Origin of the sequence: Paractinoplanes tereljensis (assembly GCF_016862435.1) — a bacterium.
Lineage (GTDB): Bacteria > Actinomycetota > Actinomycetes > Mycobacteriales > Micromonosporaceae > Actinoplanes > Actinoplanes tereljensis.
Genome location: NZ_BOMY01000044.1, coordinates 144,643 through 167,979, shown reverse-complemented (window position 1 = coordinate 167,979; position 23,337 = coordinate 144,643). Strand labels below are relative to the sequence as shown.

General features: G+C 70.7%; 29 protein-coding genes. 14 read left to right on the top strand and 15 right to left on the bottom strand.

Features of this window, described 5'->3' with window-relative positions; translation table 11 throughout:
• Positions 1-713: 713 nt before the first annotated feature.
• Positions 714-995, top strand: a complete 282-nt coding sequence (locus Ate02nite_RS35190; protein ID WP_203812211.1) for a hypothetical protein — start codon at positions 714-716, stop codon at positions 993-995.
• A gap of 360 nt (positions 996-1,355) precedes the next feature.
• On the opposite strand, the gene Ate02nite_RS35185 is transcribed toward Ate02nite_RS35190, so the two are convergent.
• A complete protein-coding gene (locus tag Ate02nite_RS35185) occupies positions 1,356-1,535 on the bottom strand; it encodes a hypothetical protein (protein WP_203812210.1) in 180 nt (59 codons plus the stop codon).
• A 63-nt stretch (positions 1,536-1,598) separates the two neighbouring features.
• On the opposite strand from Ate02nite_RS35185, the gene Ate02nite_RS35180 reads away from it, so the two are divergent.
• On the top strand, positions 1,599-1,931 hold the full coding sequence (locus Ate02nite_RS35180) for a translation initiation factor 2 (RefSeq protein WP_438871288.1): 333 nt from the start codon (positions 1,599-1,601) through the stop codon (positions 1,929-1,931).
• Positions 1,932-2,187: 256 nt separating this feature from the next.
• Here Ate02nite_RS35180 and Ate02nite_RS35175 read toward each other — a convergent pair whose 3' ends face one another.
• On the bottom strand, positions 2,188-2,655 hold the full coding sequence (locus tag Ate02nite_RS35175) for a DUF2231 domain-containing protein (protein ID WP_203812208.1): 468 nt from the start codon (positions 2,653-2,655) through the stop codon (positions 2,188-2,190).
• 158 nt (positions 2,656-2,813) lie between these two features.
• On the opposite strand from Ate02nite_RS35175, the gene Ate02nite_RS35170 reads away from it, so the two are divergent.
• Complete coding sequence (locus tag Ate02nite_RS35170; protein ID WP_203812207.1) at positions 2,814-3,239, top strand: Fur family transcriptional regulator; 426 nt, start codon at positions 2,814-2,816, stop codon at positions 3,237-3,239.
• Between the two features lie 78 nt (positions 3,240-3,317).
• Positions 3,318-4,190 (top strand): oxygenase MpaB family protein, encoded by an 873-nt coding sequence (locus tag Ate02nite_RS35165; protein ID WP_203812206.1) that lies wholly within the window; start codon positions 3,318-3,320, stop codon positions 4,188-4,190.
• Positions 4,191-4,200: 10 nt separating this feature from the next.
• Here Ate02nite_RS35165 and Ate02nite_RS35160 read toward each other — a convergent pair whose 3' ends face one another.
• From Ate02nite_RS35160 to Ate02nite_RS35130, 7 genes are all read right to left on the bottom strand, one after another.
• Positions 4,201-5,025 carry a RecB family exonuclease gene (locus tag Ate02nite_RS35160; RefSeq protein WP_203812224.1) on the bottom strand — a complete coding sequence of 275 codons (825 nt, stop codon included), beginning with the start codon at positions 5,023-5,025 and terminating at the stop codon, positions 4,201-4,203.
• An 88-nt stretch (positions 5,026-5,113) separates the two neighbouring features.
• Complete coding sequence (locus Ate02nite_RS35155; RefSeq protein ID WP_203812205.1) at positions 5,114-5,737, bottom strand: MarC family protein; 624 nt, start codon at positions 5,735-5,737, stop codon at positions 5,114-5,116.
• Between the two features lie 52 nt (positions 5,738-5,789).
• Positions 5,790-6,644 (bottom strand): PHP domain-containing protein, encoded by an 855-nt coding sequence (locus tag Ate02nite_RS35150; RefSeq protein WP_203812204.1) that lies wholly within the window; start codon positions 6,642-6,644, stop codon positions 5,790-5,792.
• Positions 6,645-6,715: 71 nt separating this feature from the next.
• A complete protein-coding gene (locus tag Ate02nite_RS35145) occupies positions 6,716-7,564 on the bottom strand; it encodes a PH domain-containing protein (protein WP_203812203.1) in 849 nt (282 codons plus the stop codon).
• Between the two features lie 9 nt (positions 7,565-7,573).
• A complete protein-coding gene (locus Ate02nite_RS35140; RefSeq protein ID WP_203812225.1) occupies positions 7,574-7,852 on the bottom strand; it encodes a hypothetical protein in 279 nt (92 codons plus the stop codon).
• A gap of 9 nt (positions 7,853-7,861) precedes the next feature.
• Positions 7,862-8,590 (bottom strand): DUF6758 family protein, encoded by a 729-nt coding sequence (locus tag Ate02nite_RS35135; RefSeq protein WP_354263894.1) that lies wholly within the window; start codon positions 8,588-8,590, stop codon positions 7,862-7,864.
• A 9-nt stretch (positions 8,591-8,599) separates the two neighbouring features.
• The gene (locus Ate02nite_RS35130) at positions 8,600-9,229 is read right to left on the bottom strand and encodes a TrmH family RNA methyltransferase (protein WP_203812201.1); all 630 of its coding nucleotides are present in this window, start codon (positions 9,227-9,229) and stop codon (positions 8,600-8,602) included.
• A gap of 432 nt (positions 9,230-9,661) precedes the next feature.
• Between Ate02nite_RS35130 and trxA the strand changes: the two genes are divergently transcribed.
• The 4 genes from trxA (at position 9,662) to Ate02nite_RS35110 (ending at position 13,173) form a co-directional block, all read left to right on the top strand.
• Positions 9,662-10,024, top strand: a complete 363-nt coding sequence (gene trxA / locus Ate02nite_RS35125) for a thioredoxin (protein WP_203812200.1) — start codon at positions 9,662-9,664, stop codon at positions 10,022-10,024.
• Between the two features lie 110 nt (positions 10,025-10,134).
• Positions 10,135-12,069: an intein-containing Rv2578c family radical SAM protein gene (locus Ate02nite_RS35120; RefSeq protein WP_203812199.1), complete on the top strand. Its 1,935-nt coding sequence runs from the start codon at positions 10,135-10,137 to the stop codon at positions 12,067-12,069.
• A 63-nt stretch (positions 12,070-12,132) separates the two neighbouring features.
• The gene (locus tag Ate02nite_RS35115) at positions 12,133-12,540 is read left to right on the top strand and encodes a CoA-binding protein (RefSeq protein ID WP_203812198.1); all 408 of its coding nucleotides are present in this window, start codon (positions 12,133-12,135) and stop codon (positions 12,538-12,540) included.
• Between the two features lie 87 nt (positions 12,541-12,627).
• Positions 12,628-13,173, top strand: a complete 546-nt coding sequence (locus Ate02nite_RS35110) for a DUF4190 domain-containing protein (RefSeq protein ID WP_203812197.1) — start codon at positions 12,628-12,630, stop codon at positions 13,171-13,173.
• Positions 13,174-13,217: 44 nt separating this feature from the next.
• Here the strand turns inward: Ate02nite_RS35110 and Ate02nite_RS35105 are convergent, their stop codons facing one another.
• Positions 13,218-14,126 (bottom strand): SDR family NAD(P)-dependent oxidoreductase, encoded by a 909-nt coding sequence (locus Ate02nite_RS35105; RefSeq protein WP_203812196.1) that lies wholly within the window; start codon positions 14,124-14,126, stop codon positions 13,218-13,220.
• A 119-nt stretch (positions 14,127-14,245) separates the two neighbouring features.
• Between Ate02nite_RS35105 and Ate02nite_RS35100 the strand changes: the two genes are divergently transcribed.
• Entirely contained in the window at positions 14,246-14,680 is a 435-nt protein-coding gene (locus Ate02nite_RS35100) for a DUF4190 domain-containing protein (protein ID WP_203812195.1), read from the top strand.
• 11 nt (positions 14,681-14,691) lie between these two features.
• On the opposite strand, the gene Ate02nite_RS35095 is transcribed toward Ate02nite_RS35100, so the two are convergent.
• Both Ate02nite_RS35095 and Ate02nite_RS35090 read right to left on the bottom strand, forming a co-directional pair.
• A complete protein-coding gene (locus Ate02nite_RS35095) occupies positions 14,692-15,342 on the bottom strand; it encodes a hypothetical protein (protein ID WP_203812194.1) in 651 nt (216 codons plus the stop codon).
• 53 nt (positions 15,343-15,395) lie between these two features.
• Positions 15,396-16,313, bottom strand: a complete 918-nt coding sequence (locus Ate02nite_RS35090) for a DMT family transporter (protein ID WP_203812193.1) — start codon at positions 16,311-16,313, stop codon at positions 15,396-15,398.
• Between the two features lie 135 nt (positions 16,314-16,448).
• Between Ate02nite_RS35090 and Ate02nite_RS35085 the strand changes: the two genes are divergently transcribed.
• Both Ate02nite_RS35085 and Ate02nite_RS35080 read left to right on the top strand, forming a co-directional pair.
• Complete coding sequence (locus Ate02nite_RS35085; protein ID WP_203812192.1) at positions 16,449-17,165, top strand: HAD family hydrolase; 717 nt, start codon at positions 16,449-16,451, stop codon at positions 17,163-17,165.
• A 9-nt stretch (positions 17,166-17,174) separates the two neighbouring features.
• The gene (locus Ate02nite_RS35080) at positions 17,175-17,672 is read left to right on the top strand and encodes a hypothetical protein (RefSeq protein WP_203812191.1); all 498 of its coding nucleotides are present in this window, start codon (positions 17,175-17,177) and stop codon (positions 17,670-17,672) included.
• Here the strand turns inward: Ate02nite_RS35080 and Ate02nite_RS35075 are convergent.
• Positions 17,669-18,535: a PhzF family phenazine biosynthesis protein gene (locus Ate02nite_RS35075; protein WP_203812190.1), complete on the bottom strand. Its 867-nt coding sequence runs from the start codon at positions 18,533-18,535 to the stop codon at positions 17,669-17,671. The two genes, Ate02nite_RS35080 and Ate02nite_RS35075, sit on opposite strands and share 4 nt — an antisense overlap.
• A 33-nt stretch (positions 18,536-18,568) precedes the next feature.
• On the opposite strand from Ate02nite_RS35075, the gene Ate02nite_RS35070 reads away from it, so the two are divergent.
• From Ate02nite_RS35070 to Ate02nite_RS35060, 3 genes are read left to right on the top strand one after another with little or no spacing between them, the layout of a single operon-like run.
• Positions 18,569-19,849 (top strand): magnesium transporter MgtE N-terminal domain-containing protein, encoded by a 1,281-nt coding sequence (locus Ate02nite_RS35070; RefSeq protein WP_438871290.1) that lies wholly within the window; start codon positions 18,569-18,571, stop codon positions 19,847-19,849.
• Complete coding sequence (locus tag Ate02nite_RS35065; RefSeq protein ID WP_203812188.1) at positions 19,846-20,394, top strand: DUF1003 domain-containing protein; 549 nt, start codon at positions 19,846-19,848, stop codon at positions 20,392-20,394. Before Ate02nite_RS35070 ends, Ate02nite_RS35065 begins: the two co-directional genes overlap by 4 nt.
• Positions 20,395-20,415: 21 nt before the next feature.
• Positions 20,416-21,567 (top strand): Mrp/NBP35 family ATP-binding protein, encoded by a 1,152-nt coding sequence (locus Ate02nite_RS35060; protein WP_203812187.1) that lies wholly within the window; start codon positions 20,416-20,418, stop codon positions 21,565-21,567.
• Here the strand turns inward: Ate02nite_RS35060 and Ate02nite_RS35055 are convergent.
• Positions 21,564-21,977, bottom strand: a complete 414-nt coding sequence (locus tag Ate02nite_RS35055) for a twin-arginine translocase TatA/TatE family subunit (protein WP_203812186.1) — start codon at positions 21,975-21,977, stop codon at positions 21,564-21,566. The two genes, Ate02nite_RS35060 and Ate02nite_RS35055, sit on opposite strands and share 4 nt — an antisense overlap.
• Positions 21,978-22,050: 73 nt before the next feature.
• Positions 22,051-23,301 carry a S1C family serine protease gene (locus Ate02nite_RS35050; RefSeq protein WP_239147940.1) on the bottom strand — a complete coding sequence of 417 codons (1,251 nt, stop codon included), beginning with the start codon at positions 23,299-23,301 and terminating at the stop codon, positions 22,051-22,053.
• Between the last annotated feature and the right edge of the window lie 36 nt (positions 23,302-23,337).

Below are 23,337 nucleotides of genomic sequence, written 5' to 3'. Positions count from 1 at the left end.
GCCCAGCGCGCTAGTTCGCGTGCCCAGCTGGCGTGCCCAGCGCGCTTGTTCGCGTGCACGGCGGGGGCGGGCCTGGCGCGCTTGCTCGCGTGCCGGCCCGCACTCTGGCGGGCGCGTCTGCGTGCCCAGCCCTCGACCCGGCCGGCCGCATACCAACATCGGCGGCGCTGCGGGAGTTATCCACAGTTCGGGGTTGTCCACAGGGCGGCAGCGAGCGATCTTCCACCCGGCCTAACGTCCGTTCCGGCGCCAGCGACCACGGCGCCTCGGCGAGGGAGGGCACGGACATGGGCAGGCCACGCACGGCCCGGTATGAGTCTGCTCCGCCCAAGGCACACGGGACCGCCAGCCGCGACAGCGGCGACGGGCGCCTCGATCCCGTGCGCTGGCACCGGCCGGCCCGCGGCACACTGCTACGCCTCGCAGCAGTCGCGGCTCTGCTGGTCACCGCCGCCGCGGTGTCGTGGTCACCTCCGCGCTCCTGCGCGGACCCTCGGGCCGGCGTCGCGGCCGATCCCCCGCGTTCAAGCGCGACCGCGGCGCCCCCGAGGGGCAACCCACCCACCTCCGCCGGCGCAGACTCCACCGCAGGCTCGGCCACAGGCTCAGACTCGGCCACAGGCTCAGGCTCGGGCTCGGGATCAGGCTCGGCCACGGGTTCAGGCTCGGGCTCGGGCTCGGGCCTAGACGCGGGCTCAGGCTCCGCTGCCGCCTTGGGCGGCACTTCGGTGCCGGCCGGCAGCGTGGGTGTGCCGATCCGGCTGGCCGATCCAGCCGGGTTGAGCCTCGTGCGCCCCGGCAACCGAGTCGACCTGCTCCGCGTTGGCGGAGACAGCGACGGCGGCCCGGTGGCGACGTCCGCCTTGGTCCTGGCAGTCAGCGGGGCCAGCGACCCAACGACCGGCAGCCTGCTGCTCGCCCTCTCCCGACCCGAGGCCGAGCGGGCAGCATCCACACCTGGCGACGGCTTCGCCATCCTGATCCGACCCGGCTAAGGCCCTGATCCCGCCCGGCCGAAGGCTGATCCGGCCCGGCTAAGGCCTGATCCGACCCGGCCGAAGGTTGATCCGACCCGGCTAAGGCCTGATCCGACCCGGCCGAAGGTTGATCCGACCCGGCTAAGGCCTGATCCGGCACCGCCGAGGCCTGGGCCGGCCCGGCCGAGAGCTGGGCCGGCACGGCCGAGAGCTGGGCCGGCACGGCCGAGAGCTGGGCCGGCTCCGCGATAGGCCGTCGCCCGGCCCAGACATGCCTGCCGCCTGGCCGCGGCCAGCCCCACGAGGCCGCCACACGGCCCTGCCGCCCAGAACTAGGGCGCGCCCCTCGTCCGGGGTCGGTTTTCGAAGCCGGTCGGATCAGCCCCAGTGCGGCGGGCGGTCCTCCAGCAGGCGTTCGTCGTTGTCGTCGCTGCGCTCGCCCCAGCCGACTCCGGTGTCGTCGCGCGTCTGGTCGGGGAGGATGGCGGCCTCCTCCGACTCGAAGTCGACCTCACGTTCGGCGTCGCTGTCGCGCTCTGGCTCATCCAGAATGTCCACGGCTATGAGCCTAAGCCGCGCCGCTGCAACCGTCTTCCCCCTCCGGTTGTACCGTCGGTGAACGTGAGCTCCCCCACCGGCGTCCCGGACGACGACGCGTACTGGCAGCGCCCCGACCCGTCGTCCGTCCAGCCTGCCCCGCCCCCGGCCGCCGCGCCGAGGCGCACGCCCGCCGACAACTACCCGGGTCCGCCCCGGGCAGACCCACCACCGGCCGCGTGGCGCCCGCCGACGATCGCTCAGCCGCCCCCGCCGCGCGCCCTACCGGGGCAGGACATGGACGCCCTGGACGACGCCGAGGGCTCGGCCCGGACGGTCACCTACGGCGTGGGCCTGGTCGCGGGCGCGATCGCGGTGATCCTGATGTGCCTGCTCTGCGCCCGAGCCCTGTTCTGACGGCCCGCCGCGCTTCGCGCGGCTCGGCCAGCGATAACGGCCCGGCATGCCGTAACGGCCCAGCCCGCGGCGACGGCCCGGCCTGCGGTAACGGCCCGGCCTGCCGTGACGGCCTGGCCCACGGTGACGGCCCAGCCCGCGAAAACGGCCTGGCCCGCGGTGACGGCCCAGCCTGCGGTAACGGCCTGGCCCGCGGTAACGGCCTGGCCCGCGGTGACGGCCCGGCCCGCGTGACGGGCCGGGCGGTCAGCGTTTGTCAGTACTGGCCCCACACGGCGGTCGCGCCCGAGTCGCCGGTGCGGAAGACGTAGTAGGCGGACAGCCCGGCCAGGATGACCACGACCGCGGCCAAGGCCCACTCGGCGATCTTGGGTAGGCCGCCCCGGCGGGTCAGGAAGACCAGGACGAGGCTGACCACGCCGAGCGCCAGCGAGAACAGGAAGGTCTTCGAGCCGAAGCTCATGTGTTCGTCGAGGAGCTCCTTGCCCTTGCCGGACAGGCCAAGGCCGAGCAACCGGTCGTAGAGCTTCTCGCCGGACTCCTTGGCGACGAACGTGGAGGCCGGTGCGGCCACCGCGAGCAGCACGACCGCCCACTCGATCTTCGGCCGCCACTTGCCGACCAGCGCATAGACGATGGCGCCCAGTGCCAGCAGCGGAACGAAGATGACCGCCGCATGCAGCACCAACGCGTGCACCGGCAGGCCGTTTACCTGGTCGAACAAGACGCCTCCTCGATCATGAACAGACCGCCAGCTTAGAAGTATCTGACGGCGCAAGCATCCGCTGTGTGCGCTTACGCCCGTCCGCGCGATCCGGTTCACCGGCTGCCCCGATGACCTTATGTGTTGGGGTTTCCGGGGAACCGTGTTGTCATGGACAAATGTCCACCGGCGAGGAGTTGCTGCGTGATCACGGCCTGCGAGTCACCAAGCCGCGCCTCGCCGTTCTGGACGTGCTGACCGAGGGCGGCCACCTGGAGGTGGACGACATCGCCCGCCGGGTTCGCGGCCGCCTCGACTCGGTCTCCACCCAGGCCGTCTACGACGTACTCGGAGCCCTTTCCCGGGCCGGTCTGGCCCGGCGCCTGGAGCCGGCCGGCAGCCCGGCCCGCTTCGAGGCCCGGGTCGGCGACAACCACCACCACATCGTCTGCCGCGGCTGCGGCACCATCGCCGACGTGGACTGTGCCGTCGGCGAGCGGCCCTGCCTGAACCCCGGCGAGGGGCACGGCTTCGAGATCGACGAGGCCGAGGTGACCTTCTGGGGTCTCTGCCCAACCTGCCAGAGTCGCCGCGACTCCGACTGAATCCGCAGGAAAAACCCCGTCGGGGGCCGTTTCTGAACGAGTTCAAGTTTCGTCGGATTCCGTGGCAGTCTGGATCCCATGATTGGGGACGTCGGGCTGTTCGGACCGGGCTCGGTCACCTGGAGACTGCATTCGGAACCGATTCTCCTGCTGGGCGGACTCCGCTCGCTGTACCTTCAGGCGCTGCACCCACGCGCGGTCGCGGCCGTGGCGCAGAACTCGCGCTACCGCGCCGACCCGTGGGGCCGGCTGACCCGCACCTCCGCTTACGTGGGCACGGTCGTCTGGGGCACCACCGCCGAGGTCGAGGCGGTCGCGCTCCGGGTGCGCCGCATGCACGCCCGGATGACCGCGGTCGACCCGCGCACCGGCGAGCAGTTCCGGATCGACGAGCCCGACCTGCTGCGCTGGGTGCACGTGACCGAGGTCGAGTCGTTCCTGACCACCGCGGTCCGGGCCGGCGTCCCGCTCAGCCCCGCCGAGATCGACAGCTATTACACCGAGCAGCTCAAGGCCGCCGAGCTGATGGGCCTCGACCCGGCCACGGTGCCCGCCACCGCCGCCGAGGTGTCCGCGTACTACGACGACATGCTGCCCCGGCTGTCCCTGACCAAGGAGAGCGTCGAGACGGCGCTCTTCCTCACCGTGCCGTCGGTCCCGGAGAACTGGGGTGGCCGCGCCTTCCGCCTGGGTCTGACCCTGGGCCCCACCCGCTGGGCCTACTTCGGGATAGCCGCCACCGCGATGGCCATGCTCCCGCCGTGGGCCCGTCGCCTCTACGGCGGCCTGGGCTGGCCCACGACCGACCTGACCGCCGACCTCTCGGCCCGCGGCCTGCGCTTCCTGCTGTCGACCGTGCTGGCCACGCTCCCGCGCAGCCTCCGCAGCCTGCGGGTCACCCCGATCCGCGAGGCCGCCCTGGCCCGAGCCGCCGCGACCCGCGCTCCCTGATCCCTACGGCTCAGGTGCTCAGGTGTTCGACCGCCGTCCACGGGCTCTTCTCGACCGCCTCGAGGCCGGCCGGGCAGCTGCGGCGGAAGTCGCACCAGCTGCACAGTGCGCCCGGGTTGGTGGGGAACTCGACGTCGGGGTCGGACCCGGCCGCCACCGCCTTCTCGGCCGCCATGATGTCGCGCGCGGTGTTCTCGGCCCGGCTGACCTGACGGGCCAGCGACTCCTCGGTGTGCTCGTGGACCGCCACCGTGCCGGTCGGCAGGTGGTGCAGTTCGACCCGGTGGCAGGGACGGCGGAAGACACGCTGTGCCGCGTAGGCGTACAGGGCGAGGGCCTGTGATCCGCGGGCGTCGTCGGCGTCCAGGCCCGAGCGGCCGGTCTTGTAGTCGACGATGACCGCCTCGGCGCCGTCGGCGCCGGCGCGGGAGTCGATCCGGTCGGCGCGGCCGTTGAAGGCCAGCACCGCCGTCTTGGTGGCCACCACCCGCTCGACGCCGAGCGGCTCGTCCTGCGGGTCGAGGGTCGCCACGTAGGTCTCCAGCCAGCGCAACGCGGCCTCGTAGACGGCCCGCTCCTGGTCGACGTCGCGGTAACCCTCGCGCACCCAGGTCGACTTGAGCAGGGTCGGCAGCGCGCCGGGGGCCCGTCGGTCGAGCGGCAACGCATACCAATTCTTCAGCGCCGTGTGGACGCTCGCGCCCATCGAGTTGTGCGCCCAGGGCGGGCCCTTGGGCGGGGTAGGGCGGTCGACGTAGGAATATCGATACCGGCGGGGGCAGTCGGCGTAGGCGCCCAGCTTGCTCGGTGTGCAGACGAACAGCCGCTCGGGCATGCCGTCGAAGCCGAGCTGTTCGGGCACCGCGTTGCGGGATCGGGTGGAGGCCACCCGGTAATCCTGCCAGCACCCTCCGACAAGAATCTCAGCCGCTGTACGCCGCGGTGTAGAGCTCCACGAAAGCGTCCACCGCGTCGGCGATCAGCTGCACGGCGATGGCGGCCAGCAGGAGGCCGGCGATCCGGGTCAGCACCTCGATACCGGCCGGCCGCAGCAGCTTGACGATCCCGCCGGAGAAGCGCAGGACCAGCCACACGGTGAGCATCACCAGCAGGATGCCGAGGCCGATCACGGCGTACTCGGCGAGGCCGTCGGCCCGGCGTACGAACAGCATGGTGGCCACGATCGCGCCGGGACCGGCGAGCAGCGGCGTGCCGATCGGCACCAGCGCCACGTTGGTGGTGCCGCCCTGCTGTTCGGTCTCGTCGGCCTTGCCGGTGAGCAGCTGCAGCGCGACCAGGACGAGCAGCAGACCACCGGCGCCCTGCAGCGCCGGCAGCTGGACGTGCAGGTAGTCGAGCAGCGTCTGGCCGGCCACCGCGAACCCGACGATCACCCCGAGGGCGAGCAACACGGCCTGGGTGCCGGCCTTCATCCGCTGCCGGGGTGGCATCGTCCCGGTCAGGGCCAGGAACACCGGGACCATGCCGGGCGGGTCGACGATGACCAGGAGGGTCACGTAGACCTCGCCGAGAAACTTGAGATTCACCCGCACAAGGTAGGGGTGCGGGGTCCCCTCGCGCAGGCCGGTGCGTCGAGGGTCACCCCAGGACCGGCACTCCGGTCGCGGCCGACGCGATCTTCTCGTACGCCTCGGGGGCGGTCGTGAAGGCACCCAGCTTGACCGTCTTGTGCGTACCGTGAAAATCGGATGATCCGGTGACCACCAGGCCGAGGTCCTCGGCCAGAGCCCGGACGTGCGCCCGTTCCTCGGGCGAATGGTCCTCGTGGTCGGCCTCCAGTCCGAAGAGGCCGGCGTCGGCGAGATCGGCCACCAGCTGATCGGGCACCACCCGCCCGCGCACGGTCGCCCGCGGATGCGCGAAGACCGCCACTCCACCGGCCTCCCGGACCGCACGCACACCCTCAAAAACATCAAGATCAGACTTGGGTACGAAGTATCGCGCGCCCAGCCAGCGGGAGGCGAAGGCCTCGTTGGTGGTCCCGACCAGGCCGGCCCGGATCAGAGCCTGGGCGATGTGCGGCCGCCCGACCGAACCGCCGGCCGCGTAGCCGTGGACCTCTTCCCAGGTGATCGGCACCCCGTCGGCGCGCAGTTTCGACACGATCTGCTCGGCCCGCTGCTCGCGGTCGTTGCGCAGGGTGGCGAGGTCGGCCGACAACCGTGGCTCAGCCGGGTCGAAGAGATAGGCGAGCAGGTGCAGGGCGATCGGATAGTCCTCGCCGCCGAACCAGCGGCAGGACAGCTCGGCCCCGCGCACCAGGGTCAGCCCCTCGGGTCGCGCCGCGGCCGCCTCGGCCCAGCCGCCGGTGGTGTCGTGGTCGGTGATCGCCATGACGTCGAGACCGGCGGCGGCTCCCGCGGTGACCAGTTGCGCGGGGGTGAGAGTGCCGTCGCTGGCGGTCGAATGGCAGTGCAGGTCGATTCTGGTCACTCGAAAACGCTACCGGCCGCGCACAAGGCGCGACCGGGCGGAGCGGAGATCCCTTCGTCACAGGGCTCAGATCAGGCGTCGTCGCCGTCGCCGTCCTTGCCGAGGCGGGCCTCCACGGCCTGCGGTTCGTACATCTCCTCGACGACTCTCAGGTAGAGCTCGTTGGGGTTGGGCAGGTGCTTGACCTCGCGGAGCGCCTGGTCCTGGCCGGCCGACTCGAGCACGAACGTGCCGTAACTGAGCATCCGGCCGAGCGCGGACTGCTCATATTTCATGTCGGTCACCCGAAGGAGCGGCATCATGGCCACCCGCCGGGTGATGATGCCGTTGACCACCATCACCCGTTTGTTGGTCAGGATGAAGCGATCGAAGTACCAGTCGAAGACCTTCCACGCCACCCAGCCGATCACGCCGAGCCAGATGAGGACGGCCACGGTGACCAGGCCGTCGACGTTCTGCCGGGTCAGGAAGCCGGCCAGGTAGCCCAACAGGAGGGTCGCGCCGGCACCGATGCCGAGCGGGGTGGAGAGATGGATCCAGTGCCGCTTCCACTCACCGCGGTAGCGCTCGGTGGGGAAGAGGTAGCGAGCGACCAGAGTGGTCGGCTCGTCCTCGAGCGGCAGCACCCGGCGTGGGCCGCCACCGCCCTCGGGACCGAGGCCGGCTAGATCCTCCTCGGTGATGACGGGCGGTTCGTACTCCCCCGCGTCGCCGTAGCCGGCGTCCGGCGAATAGCCGGCGTCAGGGGAGTAACCGGCGTCGGGCGAGAAGCCCGGACCGTCCGAATAGGGACGCCTTCGTCGGTCGTACTCGGGATCTACATACGCCGAGTCTGTGTATCCGAAGTTCTCGTCGTCCTCGTCTCGAGGGCGCCCAGCACCCTCGCCTCGAGGCTCGTTCGGCTCAGCAGGACCACCCATGTAGCGATGCTAAGCGACGAGGTTGGTGAAGAACTGGCCGAAGCCCCGGGCAATATCGGCGATCGTCCCTCCGAGGGAGGAGAAGACGTCCGCTGCCGAGTTCGGATTGAAGGCAATGAAAAAGATCAAGAACGCGATACCAAGCCAGGTTAGAACCTTCTTGATCATGGCGGGCCTTCTCCTGTAGGTGCGGGTGACGGTCAGCGCCGCGGCAGTACTGACGGTATCAGCTTCGTCGCTCGGTGTGAACAATGTGACCGAAAAGCCGATACCGAACCCGCAGGTCAAAGCCCGTTTTTAGGCCCTTCCATGCAGGTACGGCGACGGCGCTCCGTACACGAGCTCGGGCGGCACCCCATCGCAGAGGTCGTGCAGAACGACATGCTCCGCGAGGAAGTAACCCGCGCTTGCCGGCCACGCTACCGCATAGAGCCACATTCCTTTGGCCTCACTCACGTAGGCGCTTCGATCTTCTGGGGACTTGACGCACCACAGTGGAGTGGGGTGCCCAGCCGCCTTGATCTTGGCGTGTGGACCATGGTGTCCACTGGGGTCGGCCAACGCCTCGGCGATCAGATATCCCGGGTCGATGCCGGGGATGCCGGCGAACCTGGTTCCCAGGCCCACGCCCGGATGTTCGGCGATCAGGACCACATCGGCCGGCCCGCCTTCGAACGGCTCGGGGCCGCTGCAGGAGACCGCGCTGGCGCGCACGCCACGGCGGTCGTCACCGGCCCAGCCGACGCCGGTCACCATCCACCCGGACGGGAGCGGCCACGGGCACCAGAACGGCACCCGGTCGGGTGCGGGGCGGCCCAGCATGCTGTCCACGATCTCGGTGCTGATGTGCTCGGCTACGTGGAACGGCGGGACATCGCCGCAGTTGTCGCAACGCCAGTCACTGTGCATCAGGTCCGGCTTCCGGACCTGCGCACCGCACCTGGGGCAACTCACCGTGACACCCACCCACTTACCGTGCGGTCCGGCGCGCCCCTCGTCAAGCGAATCGGCAGAACCCGGATGCATCCGGCGGATTCACTCGGGCGGGGGTCCCCCGTGTGCCCGGACCCAGGCGTGCATGGCGATCCCACTGGCCACACCCGCGTTGATCGAGCGGGTCGAGCCGTACTGCGCGATCGAGAAGAGCTCGCCGCAGGCGGCCCGGGCCGGCCCCGAGAGCCCGGGGCCCTCCTGGCCGAACAGCAGCACGCAGCGGCGGGGCAGCGTGGTGGTCTCCATCGGCCGCGAGCCGGGCAGGTTGTCGATCCCGATCACCGGCAGGCCCTCGCCGGCCGCCCAGGCCACGAACTCCTCGATCGTCGGGTGGTGCCGCACGTGCTGGTAGCGATCGGTGACCATGGCGCCGCGCCGGTTCCACTTGCGCAGGCCGACGATGTGCACCTCGGCGGCGAGGAACGCGTTGGCGTTGCGCACCACGGTGCCGATGTTGAAGTCGTGCTGCCAGTTCTCGATCGCGACGTGGAAACCGTGCCGGCGCTCGTCGAGATCGGCCACGACCGCCTCACGTCGCCAGTACCGATAGCGATCCACCACATTGCGGCGGTCACCCTCGGCAAGCAACTCGGGGTCGTATCGCGGGTCCGTCGGCAACTCGCCCACCCAGGGGCCCACGCCAACTTCGATCTCGTCCTCACCCGCAGTCATGGCCGGTTACCGTACCGATCTGGGGTGGGACGCAATGAGCGGCGGGGCCCTCCCCGGCACCCGCCGCCCACGCTCTGTAGGGCCAGAGTCTGCCTTACCGTGCGTATCGATGTGAAGGACTTTCGGATGTGACCCAGATCACATTTAAGATTCTTTACTATTACCTTCGGTCACGCGTCTGACCAGGCAAGCAAGGTAGGGGTCCAGCCCGGGATGCGATGTCGCGGTTTCTAGTGGCAAAACGGACGTCACAACTTGTTTGAGAACTGAGAGCGCTCTCCCTACTTATCGTTACGATACGTGGTCTAGGGTCAACACCGCGTTCGGAAATCGTGCCGCAGGACACGTGTCGCTAGCCCACGGACGGGAATGGCACTAGGGGACGATGGGTTTCATCGCACGCAAGCCAATTTTCCCGTGGACGGAGACATCATGGCGACGGTTGCGCTGACCGCAGAGAACTTCGACGAGGTCACCGGCAAGGACGGCATCGTCCTGGTCGACTTCTGGGCCAGCTGGTGCGGCCCATGTGTCCGATTCGCGCCGACGTACGAGCGGTCCTCGGAGAAGCACCAGGAAATCACCTTCGGCAAGGTCGACACCGAGGCCCAGCAGGAGCTGGCCGCGAAGTTCGACATCCGCTCGATCCCGACGATCATGGCCGTCCGCGACGGCGTCATCGTCTTCTCCCAGCCGGGCGCTCTCCCCGAGTCCGCCCTGGAGAACCTGATCGAGCAGGTCGAGAAGCTCGACATGGACGACGTGCGCAAGCAGCTCGCAGCACACAGTCACTGACGCGGCAACTCTGGCCCGCGGACCGCATCGGTCCGCGGGCCGTTTTTCTTTCCAGAACACGCCGCGCATCGGGTGGACAACGAGATCGAACATGTGTTCGAATTCTCGCCATGCGATGGTCCAACCTGTCGGCTCCCCACGACGGCGACTCGCTCCTTGACAGGGCAGCGCCGGCGGCTCCACCCCTGCCGCTGGCGCTGCCCGGCGCCACCGTCCGCACCTTCGACACCCCCGGCTTCGCCGGGATGACCTTCTACGAGATCCAGGCGAAGAGCCTGATCAACCGGGTTCCGGGTCAGTCGCGGGTGCCCTTCGAGTGGACAGTCAATCCCTACCGCGGCTGCTCGCACTCGTGCTCCTACTGCCTGGCCGGGGAAACCCCGATCCTGATGGCCGACGGCACCACCCGCCCCCTCGCCGAGCTGCGCACCGGTGACGCGATCATGGGCACGATGGGCGCCGGCGCCTGCCGGCGCTACGTGCCCACCACCGTCCTCGACCACTGGGAGACGCGGAAACCGGCCTTCCGGGTCACCCTGGCCGACGGCACCCGGCTGGTCGCCAGCGGCGATCACCGGTTTCTCACCGACCGCGGCTGGCGGCACGTCAGCCCGGCCGAGCCGCATCTGCCGGCCCTCGCCGTCGGCGACCTGATGTTCGGGGTCGGCCACTTCGCCGAGCCGCCCAAGGAGTCCCCCGACTACCAGGCCGGCTTCCTGTGCGGCCTGGTGCGGGGAGACGCCGCCGGCGGTCGCGCGGCCCGGGAGGGCGACGCCTGGGTGCGCGCCGACACCTACCTGGAAGACATCCCGCTGCACGAGGCGCTGCGCTGGCCCGAGCAGCCCAACGGCGGCTGGCTCCGGGGCTTCCTGGCCGGCGCGTTCGGCTCCACCGGCCACGCCGACCGGCTCGCGATCACCTTCACCAGCGGCGACCAGCTGTTCCTGCGCCGGGTGGTCGACTCGCTCACCCAGCTCGGCCTGCCCAGCCGGGCCCCGGTCCGCACCCGGCCCGGCGGCTCGGCCACCGTCGAGATCGACCGCGACCTGTGGGCGGCGCTGCGCTTCCGGCACCTCACCGGCGCGGCCGGCGCGCCGCTCGACGCCTCCGGGGTCGGCGTGCGCAGCAACCGCGAGCTGGCGGTGGCCGACATCGAGGAGCTCGGGCTCACCCTGCCGCTGTTCGACATCTCCACCGGCACCGGCGACTTCATCGCCGACGGCGTGGTCAGCCACAACTGCTTCGCCCGCAACACGCACACCTACCTCGACCTGGACGCCGGCCACGACTTCGACACCAAGATCGTTGTCAAGGTGAACGCGGGCGAGCTGATCCGCCGGGAGCTGGCCGCGCCGCCCTGGTCGGGTGCCGCCATCGCGATGGGCACCAATGTCGACGTCTACCAGCGCGCCGAGGGCCGCTATCGGCTGATGCCGGAAATCCTGGCCGCCCTGCGCGACCACGCCAACCCGTTCTCGATCCTCACCAAGGGCACGCTCATCCTGCGCGACCTCGAGCTGCTCAAACAGGCGGCCGAGGTGACCCGGGTCGGGCTCGCGGTCTCGGTCGGGTTCGTCGAAGAGACGGTGTGGCGGGCGGTCGAGTCCGGCACGCCGAGCCCGCGACGGCGGCTCGAGGTGGTGCGACGGCTCACCGATGCCGGTTTCCCGGTCGGCGTGCTGATGGCACCGATCCTGCCCGGGCTGACCGACACCGACGAGTCCATCGAACAGACGGTGGCCGCCATCGCCGCGGCCGGTGCCACCAGCGTCACGCCGATCCCGCTGCACCTGCGCCCGGGCGCCCGGGAGTGGTTCGCCTCGTGGCTCACCCGCACCCACCCCGAGTTGGCCCCGCGCTATCGCGATCTCTACGGCTCCGGTTCCTACCTCCCGAAGACCTATCAGGCCGAGATCGGCGCCCGGGTCCGGCTGGCGGCCCGCCGGCACGGCCTGCACCGCCCCGACCCGGTCCAGATCCGCGACGTCGGCGAAGATCCGGGCGAGCGCGCCGCCGTCCCACCCCGCCAGCTGACGCTGCTGTGAGCGCCGCGAGGGACGCCGCTGGGCGCCGCGGAGGGCGCCGCCGGGATGGCTACAGTCGATGGCATGAGGGATGCACAGCAGATCCTGGCTGAAGCCCGCGTCATCGCCGTGGTGGGTGCCTCGCGTGACCCGTTCAAGGCGGCGCACACCGTGCCTCGGCAGATGCTTCGGCACGGCTGGCGGATCATCCCGGTCAACCCGTTCGCCGACGAGGTCTTCGGGGTGAAGGCGGTTCCGACGCTGGCCGATATCGACGAGCCGATCGACCTGGTCGACGTGTTCCGGCCGGCGCGGGACGCGGTCGCGGTGGTTCGGCAGGCCATCGCCATCAAAGCGCCGGCGGTGTGGCTGCAGAGCGGCATCGTCTCGGCCGAGGGCCGGCGGCTCGCCGAGGAGGCGGGCATCGACTACGTCGAGGATCGATGCCTGGCCGTCGAGCGCGCGGTGGGCAATCTGACCAGGCTGTCTTGACGGATCTGAGACACACGAACGCTGCGACCCGGCCTCCGATCCGACACCGGTCCTAGTACGGTGCCGGGAAACGATGGAGAGGTCCTCATGACATACCCCCCGTCCGGCGGTGCGCCGGACCCATATCAGCCCTCGCAGCCGTACGGGCAGCCGGCCGATCCCACCACTCCGTACAACGCTCCGCCCGAGCCGCCGGTCAGTGGTCAGCCCGGTTACCCGCCGCCCCCGACGAGCGGCCAGCCCTACCAGCAAGGCCAGCCGGATCCCTACGCGCAGCCGAACGCTTACGGGCCGCCGCCGAACGCCTATGGCCAGCAGCCCGGCCCCTACGGCCAGCCGGGTGGCTACGGTCAGCCCGGACCGTACGGTCAGCCGGTCTACGTCCCGGTCGCCAGCACCAACACGCTCGCGATCCTGGCGCTGGTGTTCGCGTTCGTCTTCTCGCCGGCCGCGATCGTCCTCGGTCACCTGGCCAAGAAGCAGATCCGGCAGACCGGTGAGCAGGGCGAAGGCCTGGCCACGGCCGGTCTCTGGCTGGGCTACATCTTCACCGGGCTCGGTGTGCTGGTGTGCATCGGCTACGTGATCATCATCGCCGTGGCGGTCGGCAACGGCGCGACCACCACGTACTGATCCGCAGGTGAGGGCCGGGTCAATTCACCGGCCCTCAAGGATCGTCAGCGGAACTCCGCCTCCCGCACGCTGTTGCCGCCGTCCACGACGAGCATCTGGCCGGTGATGTACGAGGCGGCCGGCGAGCAGAGGAACGCGATCGCGGCGGCGACCTCGTCCGGTGTTCCGGGACGGCCGATCGGCGTACCCAAGCCTTGTTTGATTTCCGTCACCGTGGACGCCGCCGTGTAGATCGTGCCCGGGGCGACGCAGTTGACGTTGACGCCGTCGGCGACCAGCTCCATCGCGAGGGCCCGGGTCAGCCCGACCACGCCGGCCTTCGCCGCCGCGTACGCGGCCTCGGTCGGCAGCGCGTTGATCGCCCCGGCGGTGGCCGCGAGGTTCACGATCCGGCCCCAGCCGCCCTCGGCCATCGCGCCCTGGAAGGCGCGGCTGCACAGGAACGCGGTGCTGAGGTTCCGGTCGATCTCCGCCTTCCACTCGTCGTAGGTGAGCTGCGACACCGGGCGCAGCACCTCGGGCGAGGCCCGGCTGGCCAGGCCCGCGTTGTTGACAAGCACCTCGACGTCACCGAGCTGGTCGGTGATCGCGTCGGCGAGCGCACCCACCTCGGCCTCGTCGGTCAGATCAGCCACGAACCCGGTGACGCCCAGCTCGGCGGCCCGCTCGTGGATGCGCCGGGTGGTCGACACGATCGCGACCCGGGCTCCGATGTCGCGCAGCCGCCGGGCCGTCGCATAGCCGATGCCGTCGGGACTGCCAGCGCCGGTGACCAGCGCGACCTTCCCGTCGAGCCGCAGCGTCACCGGTGCTTCATCCGGTTCGCCGGCCTCGGTCGCCGCCGGCGACTCGGAACTCTCGGTAGCGCCGGTGCGCGGCCGCCGGCCCGCCGAGGGGCGGGTGGCGTCGCGCCGGGAACGGCTTCCGCTGCTGGAGCGGGCGTCGAAGACCATGCGAGCGATCCTGCCCCGTCCGTTGAGTCAGGGCAAACATCGCACCCCCGTGGCGCACGCGCGACGTACGAGACCTGCTTGTTTACAGTGACCTCCGCACCAGTCGCACGGAGGCCACGATGACCGACCCCTATCAGCCCTACCAGCCGCCCGGCTCGAATCCCCCGCCGCCGGACCCGTACACGCCGCCGGCGCCGGACCCGTACGCGCCGGCCGGCTACTACCAGCAGCCCGCGCCCGCGCCGTATCTACCGCCGCCGGTCAATCCGTACGGATATCCGCCGCCGCAGCAGACCGAGGGCCTGGCCATCGCGTCGCTGGTGGTGTCGTGCGCGGCCGTGCTGGGCCTGTGCTTCTACGGCTTCGGGGCGATTCTCGGCATCGTCGGCGCGATCCTCGGGCACGTGGCCCGCAAGCGCATCGCCCGCGACGGTTCGGGCGGTGCCGGCATGGCTCTGGCCGGCATCATCGTCGGCTGGATCGTGACCGCGCTGGTCGGACTGGGCGTCGCGGCCATCGTGATCTACGCCGTGGCCGGCGGCAATTTCTCCTGACCGATGACCCGTCACGAACCGGGTGGCGGCGCAATCCGGCTGGTCGGGGACGGTAGCGGGCGAACCGGGTCGGCCGAGACGAACATCAGCGGCGCCCGGCTGCCGTAGCGGCCCAGCAGGGCGGTGCGGGCCTTGGTGACATCTCGGGTGCCGATCTCCACGGCGGTGCCGTCGTGCCGGGCCCCGATGCTGACGATGGGGACTCCCTGGTGGCTCCAGAACGGCAGGTCGGCGACCACCCGGTCGTGCCAGACGGCCAGGCTGACCGCGGAGTGCGCGGCGTCCCGCACGAGGATGCATGCGTCCTCGGCGGTCTTGCGGATGAAGTCGTCGAACTCGGCCGACGGCACCCGGTAGACCACGGCCCGCACCAGTTCCTGCTCGACCTCGAGGCCGGCGTAGCTGTCCGGGAACTGGGTGCGGCCGACCTGCTCGATCCGGTTCATCACGGATTCCAGCCTGGGCGGTGTGGTCGGCATCACGACCCCGCCGACCGTGACGTGCTCGGGGGTGCGCGCCACCCCGCACCCGGCGGTGGCCCAGCCACCGGTGAGACCCGGCGCGTCGACGACCTCGCCGTCGCCGGGATCGCCGCACCCGCCGATCACGAGAGCGATCCCGAGCACCAGGCCCGGCCAGATCCGGAATCGATCGCGATGCATTGCATGCCCCTTCTCTACCCCGCCCCGGTGGCCGCCGCCAACCAGCGGGCCCGTCAGTTCAACGAGCGACCCGCCGTACCGGACAAAACGGCCGGAGAACGGGCGGCGCCGAGGATGACGACGAACACGCCGGCCAGGAGCAGGGCCAGGCCCGGCAGGGCGGCGCCCCGGGGTTGCTGGCCCAGCCACAGCCAGGCCAGCAGGGCCGCACCGGGGACTTCGAGAAGGATCAGGACGCTCACCGTGGTGGCCGAGGTGTGGTGCAGGGCGTAGTTGAACATCGAGTGGCCCAACAGTTGGGCCCCCACCACCAGCGCCAGGATGGCGGCCCAGGTCGAGGTGTCGTAACCGGTCAGGTCGATGCCCGCGATCACGCAGACCAGCAGGAGCAGGGCCGCGCAGGTGCCGTAACAGATCCAGGTGTACGTCGTGGTGCTCAACGTGGCCCGGGCCTGCTCGCCGAGCGCCGTGTAGACCGCGGCCGCCATCCCGCCGAGCAGGGCCAGCACGTCGGCCAGCACCGCCTGCCGGGAGACGCCCACGTCCGCGCCGGTGGCCCAGACCGCACCGGCCACCGCCAGCCCGATGCCGAGCCAACCGGCGGTCGACGGCCGGCGACCCTGCCCGAGGGCGATCAGGCCCTGCCACACCGGCTGGGTGGCCACCAGCGCCGTCGCCGTCGCCACCGAGCCCAGCTGGACGCTCGGCATCCAGGTGACGAAGTGCGCGGCCAGGGCCACCCCGGCCAGCAGGCCGAAGGTCACCGCGCGGCGGGTGGCGCCGCGCAACTCCCGGCGGCGGGGGCCGAGCGTGACCGGAGTCAGCACGACCGCGGCCAGCCCGTTGCGCCAGAACGCGATGGCGATGGCAGGGGCTGCCGCGAAGGCGATGAGCGGAGCCGACGAGGAGACCGCCAGAACCGCTACGACCAGGGACAACGCGGTCAGAACGCGCGGTGAGCGCGCATTCATCCCCGGCCGTCGCTTCTTGCAGAGTTGTTCAGCACATTCATCTATCGCTATTGAGCGGAGAGTGACGCCGCGACTACAGTCACCGCGGTGTCCTGACCCTTTTTGACCATCCGATGCCCGGGAGGCTGATTTACCATGCCCGCATACCGTGCGGTCGTGTTTGACTTTTTTGGCACGCTGACCCGCGCGGTCCAGCGCGGACCCCAGCACGCCGAGATCGCCCGCTCCCTCGGCGTCGATCCGGAAGCGGTGCTCGGCGTGCTCGACCGCACCTTCCGGGCGCGGGCCCGGGGCCGGTACGGCAACGCGGAAGCCACCCTACGGTGGGTCATCGAGCAGGCGGGCGGCCGCCCCCGACCGGCCCAGGTGCGAGCCGGTGTCCCGGCCCGGATCAGCGCGCTGAAGGCCGACACCCGCCTGCGGTACGACGCGGTGAGCGCGCTGACCGCGATCCGCCGGCGCGGCCTGGCCACCGCGGTGATCAGCGACTGCACGCACGAACTGCCGGCCTTCCTGCCGAGCATGCCGGTCGCCCCACTGCTCGACGCCAAGATCTATTCCGTACGCCTCGGGGTCTGCAAGCCGGACCCGCAGATCTACCTGGCGGCCTGCGATGAGCTTGATGTTCTTCCCGCCGAATGTCTTTATGTCGGCGATGGCGGCAGCCATGAGCTGACCGGCGCCGCCGCGGTCGGCATGACGCCGGTCCGGCTGGCCGCGCCGGACCTGGCGAATCACCTGGTGTTCGACGCGGACACCAACTTCGCCGGGCGGACCGTGCGATCGCTGACCGAGGTGGTCAGCCTGATCGACACGCTCCAGCCCGCCCCGACGGCGATGGCGACGAAGTAACCTGTCGCGGTGACGTCAGCGGTCTTGGAAGAGGCACTCAAGAAGGCGGCGCTGGCCTGGGTCTCGGTGGGAGACGGGCCGGCGCTCGGGCTCTGGTGCATGCCGCTGGAGGGGTCGCTGATCCTGGTGACCGGGCCCGGCGAGCAGTCCGCGCCGGGCCTGGCCGAGGCGGCGACGGCGACGGTGCGCCTGCGCGGCGACACCGGCGGCCTGATCGTGGTCAGCGACATGACGGTGACCCGCCTGGCGCCGGGCTCCGAGGAGTGGGAGACGATCGCGCCGCAACTGGCGCAGAAGCGGCTCAACGCCACCGGCACGTTCGGCGAGTTGGTCACCCGCTGGGCCGCCGCGGGCTGCGCCGTGGTCCGCCTGACCCCGTCCGAGCCGGACGTCCCGGTCACCGCGCCCAACCTGCCGGCCGATTCGGGCGCCGACACCCCGCGGGAGACGCCGGCCCGGAACGAGACGCGCCGCCCGTTCCGGTTGCACCGGGTGCGGAAGCCCTAACCGACGAAGGGCGGGACCGCGATCTCGCCGCGGGCGATCGGGCAGACGTGGCCGGTCACGGTGGCCGCGACGGCGCGGCCGTCGACCGCGGTGACCGTGCACTCCAGCAGGGACGGGCGCTTCATCTCGTAACCCTGGTGGATCCGGTAGTCGGTGGTGCCGTCCGGCGGGAGCCAGCCGGTGGCGACCAGCCACACGCCGAGGCCGAGGGCGGCCGAACCGGTCGCCGGGTCCTCGGGCACCGCGCTGCCCGCGATCAGGACCCGGGAGTGCGCTTCGCGTGACTCCGGCGACCAGGCGAAAAAACAGACATCGGTGACGGCCAGGCGTTCGGCCGCGGCCAATTCGAGGCGTACGGACGCCAACTGCTCACGGCGTACCGGAACGAAAAGCCAGCTCAAGCCGCACCCGGCGGAACGTGGGGCAGCCAGCGCGTCCCCCGCGAGGCCGGCCATCGCGAGCAGCGGGGCCGCGTCCTGCGGCTCGCCGAGCGTCGGCTCGCCGCCGGTCAGCGTGGCCGTCCCGGATTCCCGCACGTCGATCGAGAGCAGCCCGGCGCCGCACTCCTGCACGACCTTCCCGGCCGGGAAATCGCCACGTCGCATCGAGGTGACCGCCGCACCGACGCTGGGGTGACCGGCGAACGGCAGCTCCGACTCGGGGGTGAAGATCCGGGCCCGGTAGGTGGCACCCGGCTGGGTGGGCGGGAGAACGAAGACCGTCTCCGAAAGGTTGAACTCCCGGGCCAGGGCGTGCATCTGGTCACCGGCCAGATCATCGGCGCCATAGACCACAGCCAGCGGGTTTCCGGCGAATGGGCGATCAGTGAACACGTCGACGATCTCGTACGCCAAGGTGGACATGTCCGGACCCTAACCTAGGCTGGGCCTGTGACCATGGGGACGAGGGTTTATCTGGCCCGGCTCGCCGGCCTGGGTGTTTTCGACCCCAACGGCGATCGGGTCGGCCGCGTCCGGGACGCCGTGGTCCGGCTGCGCACCACCAACCGGCCACCGCAGGTGGTGGGGCTGGTCGCCGAGATGGCGCTGCGCCGGCGCATCTTCCTGCCGATCGGCCGGGTCATCTCGATGGACTCCGAGGCGGTCGTGCTCAGCACCGGCACGCTCAACCTGCGCCGATTCGAGAAGCGGCCGAACGAACTGCTTGTGGTCGAGGAACTGCTGGACCGCCGGGTCACGGTGATGCCGGAGACCGGCGACGGGCACGGCACCCCGGGCAACGTGGTGGACATCGGCATGGACCTGAACCGGAACAACGAATGGCTGGTCACCCGGGTCGCCGTCCGCGAGCACACCGGGCGGCTGGCCCGGCGCGGGCATGTCTTCCAGGCCGAGTTCGAGCGGGTCCGCAACCTGTTCGGCCCGACCGACACCCAGGGCACCTCCAACCTGCTGGCCCTGCTGGAACCGATGCGCCCGGCCGACATGGCGAACGCCCTGCAGGACCTGCCGGACGCCCGGCGCAACGAGGTGGCGGCGGCGCTGAGCGACCGCAAGCTGGCCGACGTGCTGGAGGAGTTGCCCGAGCACGACCAGGTCGAGATCCTGTCCCGGCTGGACCGGGAGCGGGCCGCCGACGTGCTCGAGCGGATGGACCCGGACGACGCCGCCGACCTGCTCGCCGAGCTGCCCAAGACGGAACAGACCGTGTTGCTCGACCTGATGGAACCGGAGGAGGCCGCCCCGGTCCGGCAGTTGATGAGCTACCAGCCGAACACGGCCGGCGCGGTGATGACCTCGGAGCCGGTGATCATGACGCCGGACGCGACGGTGGCCGAGGCGCTAGCCCGCATCCGCGAGCCGGAGCTGTCCCCGGTGGTGGCCGCCCAGGTTTTCGTGGCGCGGGCGCCGTCGGCCACTCCCACGGGTAAGTACCTGGGCATGGTGCACTTTCAGCGGCTGCTGCGCGAACCGCCCGCGTCGATCCTCGGCGGCATCGTCGACAACGACCTGGAACCGCTGCGACCGACTATCTCGCTGGGCGAGATAACCAAGCGGATGGCGACGTACGACCTGGTGGCCATGCCGGTGGTGGACAACACGCACCGGCTGCTCGGTGCGGTGACGGTCGACGACGTGCTCGACCACTCGCTGCCGCGCGACTGGCGGGACCGGGACGCCGCGGACGCCGAGGCCGAGGACGGGGTGCAGCTATGAGCGCCGAGCCGCGCCGGGACCGGCTCGATCAACCGGTGGAGCCGGGCCGGGTGCGGTTGCCCCGGTTCAACCCGGAGTCGTTCGGGCAGTGGTCGGAGAACATCGCCCGGTACATGGGAACTGCCCAGTTCATCGTGTGGATGACGCTGGTGATCGCGGCCTGGTTCCTGTGGAACATTCTGGCCCCGGCGAAGCTGCAGTTCGACCCGTACACCTTCACGTTTCTGACTTTGATCTTGTCTTTGCAGGCCTCCTATGCCGCGCCGCTGATCCTGCTCGCGCAGAACCGGCAGGCCGACCGGGACCGCCTGACCATGGAGGAAGACCGGCGCCGGGCCGCGATGCAGAAGGCCGACACCGAATACCTGGCCCGGGAGATCGCCTCGCTGCGCATCGCGCTGGGTGAGGTGGCCACCCGCGACTTCCTCCGCAACGAACTCGCCCGGCTGGCCGATGAGCTGGACGAAGCCGCCCACCGACGGGAGAAGCGGGCCCGCTCGGAGTGGGAGGAGGATCGCAAGGAGTGGGGAGCGGAGCGGTCCTGACTGAGCAGTAGCATCGACGACATGTCCGCTCCTGCACCGACGCTCGAGGACGCGATTCAGACCGCACTCGCGACCGTCGACGACCCCGAGATCCGCCGCCCGATCACCGACCTCGGCATGGTCAAGGGCTTCACCGTCGCCGACGGCACCGTCAAGGTCGAGTTGCTCCTCACCGTGGCCGGCTGCCCGCTGCGCGACAAGCTCAACAACGACATCACCGCCGCGCTTACCAAGATCCCCGGGATCACCACGGTGTCGGTCGACTTCGGGGTGATGTCGGAAGAGCAGCGCAAAGCGCTGCAAACCACGCTGCGCGGTGGTTCCGCGACCGCCGAACCGGTCATTCCGTTTGCCCAGCCCGGCTCCCGCACGAGGGTGTACGCGGTGGCCAGCGGCAAGGGCGGGGTCGGCAAGTCGAGTGTCACCGTGAACCTGGCGGCGGCCCTGGCCAAGCGCGGTCTGGCGGTCGGCGTGGTCGACGCGGACATCTACGGTCACTCGGTCCCGCGGATGCTGGGCGTGGAGGGCCGGCCCACCCGTGTCGAAGAAATGATCATGCCGCCACAGTCACACGGCGTGAAGGTGATCTCGATCGGCATGTTCACCGCCGGTAACGCGGCAGTGGTGTGGCGCGGGCCGATGCTGCACCGGGCGCTGCAGCAGTTCCTGGCCGACGTCTACTGGGGCGACCTGGACGTACTGCTGCTCGACCTGCCGCCGGGCACCGGCGACGTGGCCATCTCGCTGGCCCAGCTACTGCCGAACGCCGAGATCCTGGTCGTCACCACCCCGCAGGAGGCCGCCGCCGAGGTGGCCGAGCGGGCCGGCGCGATCGCGCTGCAGACCCACCAGCGCCTGGTCGGCGTCGTGGAGAACATGTCCTGGCTGGAGTTGCCGGACGGCTCTCGGATGGAGGTCTTCGGCAGCGGCGGTGGTCAGGCCGTGGCCGACTCGCTGACCAAGACCGTGGGTGCCTCGGTGCCGCTGCTCGGGCAGATCCCGCTGGACACCCGAGTGCGCGAGGCCGGCGACGCCGGCAACCCGATCGTGCTGGCCGACCCGTCGGCACCGGCGGCGAAGGCGCTGGACGGGGTGGCCGACCGGCTGGCCGTGCGGCGGGACTCACTGGTCGGCAAGCCGCTGGGCCTGCTGGTGACCGCCCGTAAGGGCTAGGTCGCGTCGAGGTCGAACCCGGGAGCCCGCTTCTCCACCGCGCTGGACGCGGCCGGAGTGGCGGGCTTCTTGATGTCGGCCGCCGCGGCCACCTCGGAGAGGTCGTTCTTCACGCCGGTCAGGTCGTTCTTCACATCGTCGAAGAGGCCCTGCAGCGGCTTGCGGAGCGACGCCTCCTCTTCCTCGCTGAGGATGTGCTTGCGAATGAACGCCTTGGGGTGCAGGTCCTGAAGCTGGAGGTCGGTGCCGAGCTCCCGGTTCAGGTCGGTGGTGGCATTTTGCGCCATGGCGCGCAGGCCACGCAGCATGCGCAGGCCGTCGCCGATCACCTTGGGCAGACGCTCACCGAAGATCAGCAGCGCCAGCATCAGCAGCGCGCCGATCTCCCACCAGTTCAGATTTTCGAACATGAGGCGGCCTCTCTGAGTTTCCCGGCTGCCAGCCTACGCACGCTCACTATGGATCCACACCCCCGCCGGGTGATCAGTTGGAGTCGGCGGCGAGTGTCACAGAGGCACTCTGGGTCTTGGTGCCCCGGCGGTACTCCACCGGGACCACCGCGCCCGGGGCGTACTTACGGACCAGGGCGATCAGGTCGGTGCCGTCCTCGAGCGGATGGTTGTCGAGCTTGGTGACCACGTCACCGGCCTTGAGACCGGCCGCGCCGGCCGGACCAGCCGGGTCGACCGACCGCAGCCGGGCGCCGCCCCCGGTGTTGGTGCCGGTGGCCACCTCGGCGCCGATCACCGTTCGGCGGGCCTTGCCGTGGTCGATGATGTCGCCGGCGATCCGCTTGGCCTGGTTGATCGGGATCGCGAAGGCCAGGCCGATGTTGCCGGCCTCGGTCTCGGTGCCGCTCACCGAGCGGATCACCGAGTTGACCCCGACGACCTGGCCGGCCGCGTTGACCAGCGGGCCGCCGGAGTTGCCCTGGTTGACCGCGGCGTCGGTCTGGATGGCCGCGTAATAGCGCGTGGTGCCGCCCGGGTCGCCGGCCTGGATGGTGCGGTCCAGCGCGCTCACGATGCCCGAGGTCACGGTATTGACCAGGGCCAGCGGCGAGCCGAAGGCGAACACCGGGTCGCCGACCGCGATCGCGTCCGAGTCGCCGAGCGCGACCGGGGTGACGTTGGACTTTGCGACCTTGATCACGGCGATGTCGGACTCCGGATCACGGCCGACCAGCTTGGCCGCGGCGGTCGAGCCGTCGCTGAACGACACCGACATGGTCTTGTCGTCGGCGCCTTCGACCACGTGGTCGTTGGTGATCACGTAACCGTCGTCGGAGACGATGAAGCCGGAGCCGATCGCGCCGGTGACCCGGACCGTGACGACGCTCGGCAGCACCTTCTTGACGATGCCGGCGTTCGACTCGGGGGCCCGGTTGGCGGCGGCCGGTGCGTCCTGCCCGGCCGAACCGAGCTGGCTGCCGGTGCCGTTGGCCAGGCCACCGCGCACCGCGAAGACGAAGCCCAGGGTGCCGCCCAGACCACCCGCCAGCAGGGCGGTGACCAGGCAGATCAGCAGGACCGGAGCGAGCGAGCGGCGGGGCGCGTCGGGGTCGACGACCGCCTCGGGGGCAGGACCGGTGCTCTCCCGCGCGGTCGGCACCACCACGTGCGCCGGAGCGTACGGATCACGCCACGGATCGGCCAGCGCGTCGGACCACCAAGGCGATGGGCCCTGACCTGCGGCAGGCGGCGGAGCGGAGCGCGCGTTCCAGCCGTCGGTCACGTCGGTGCCTCCCTCAACATCCCTCAGGAGCCCGGC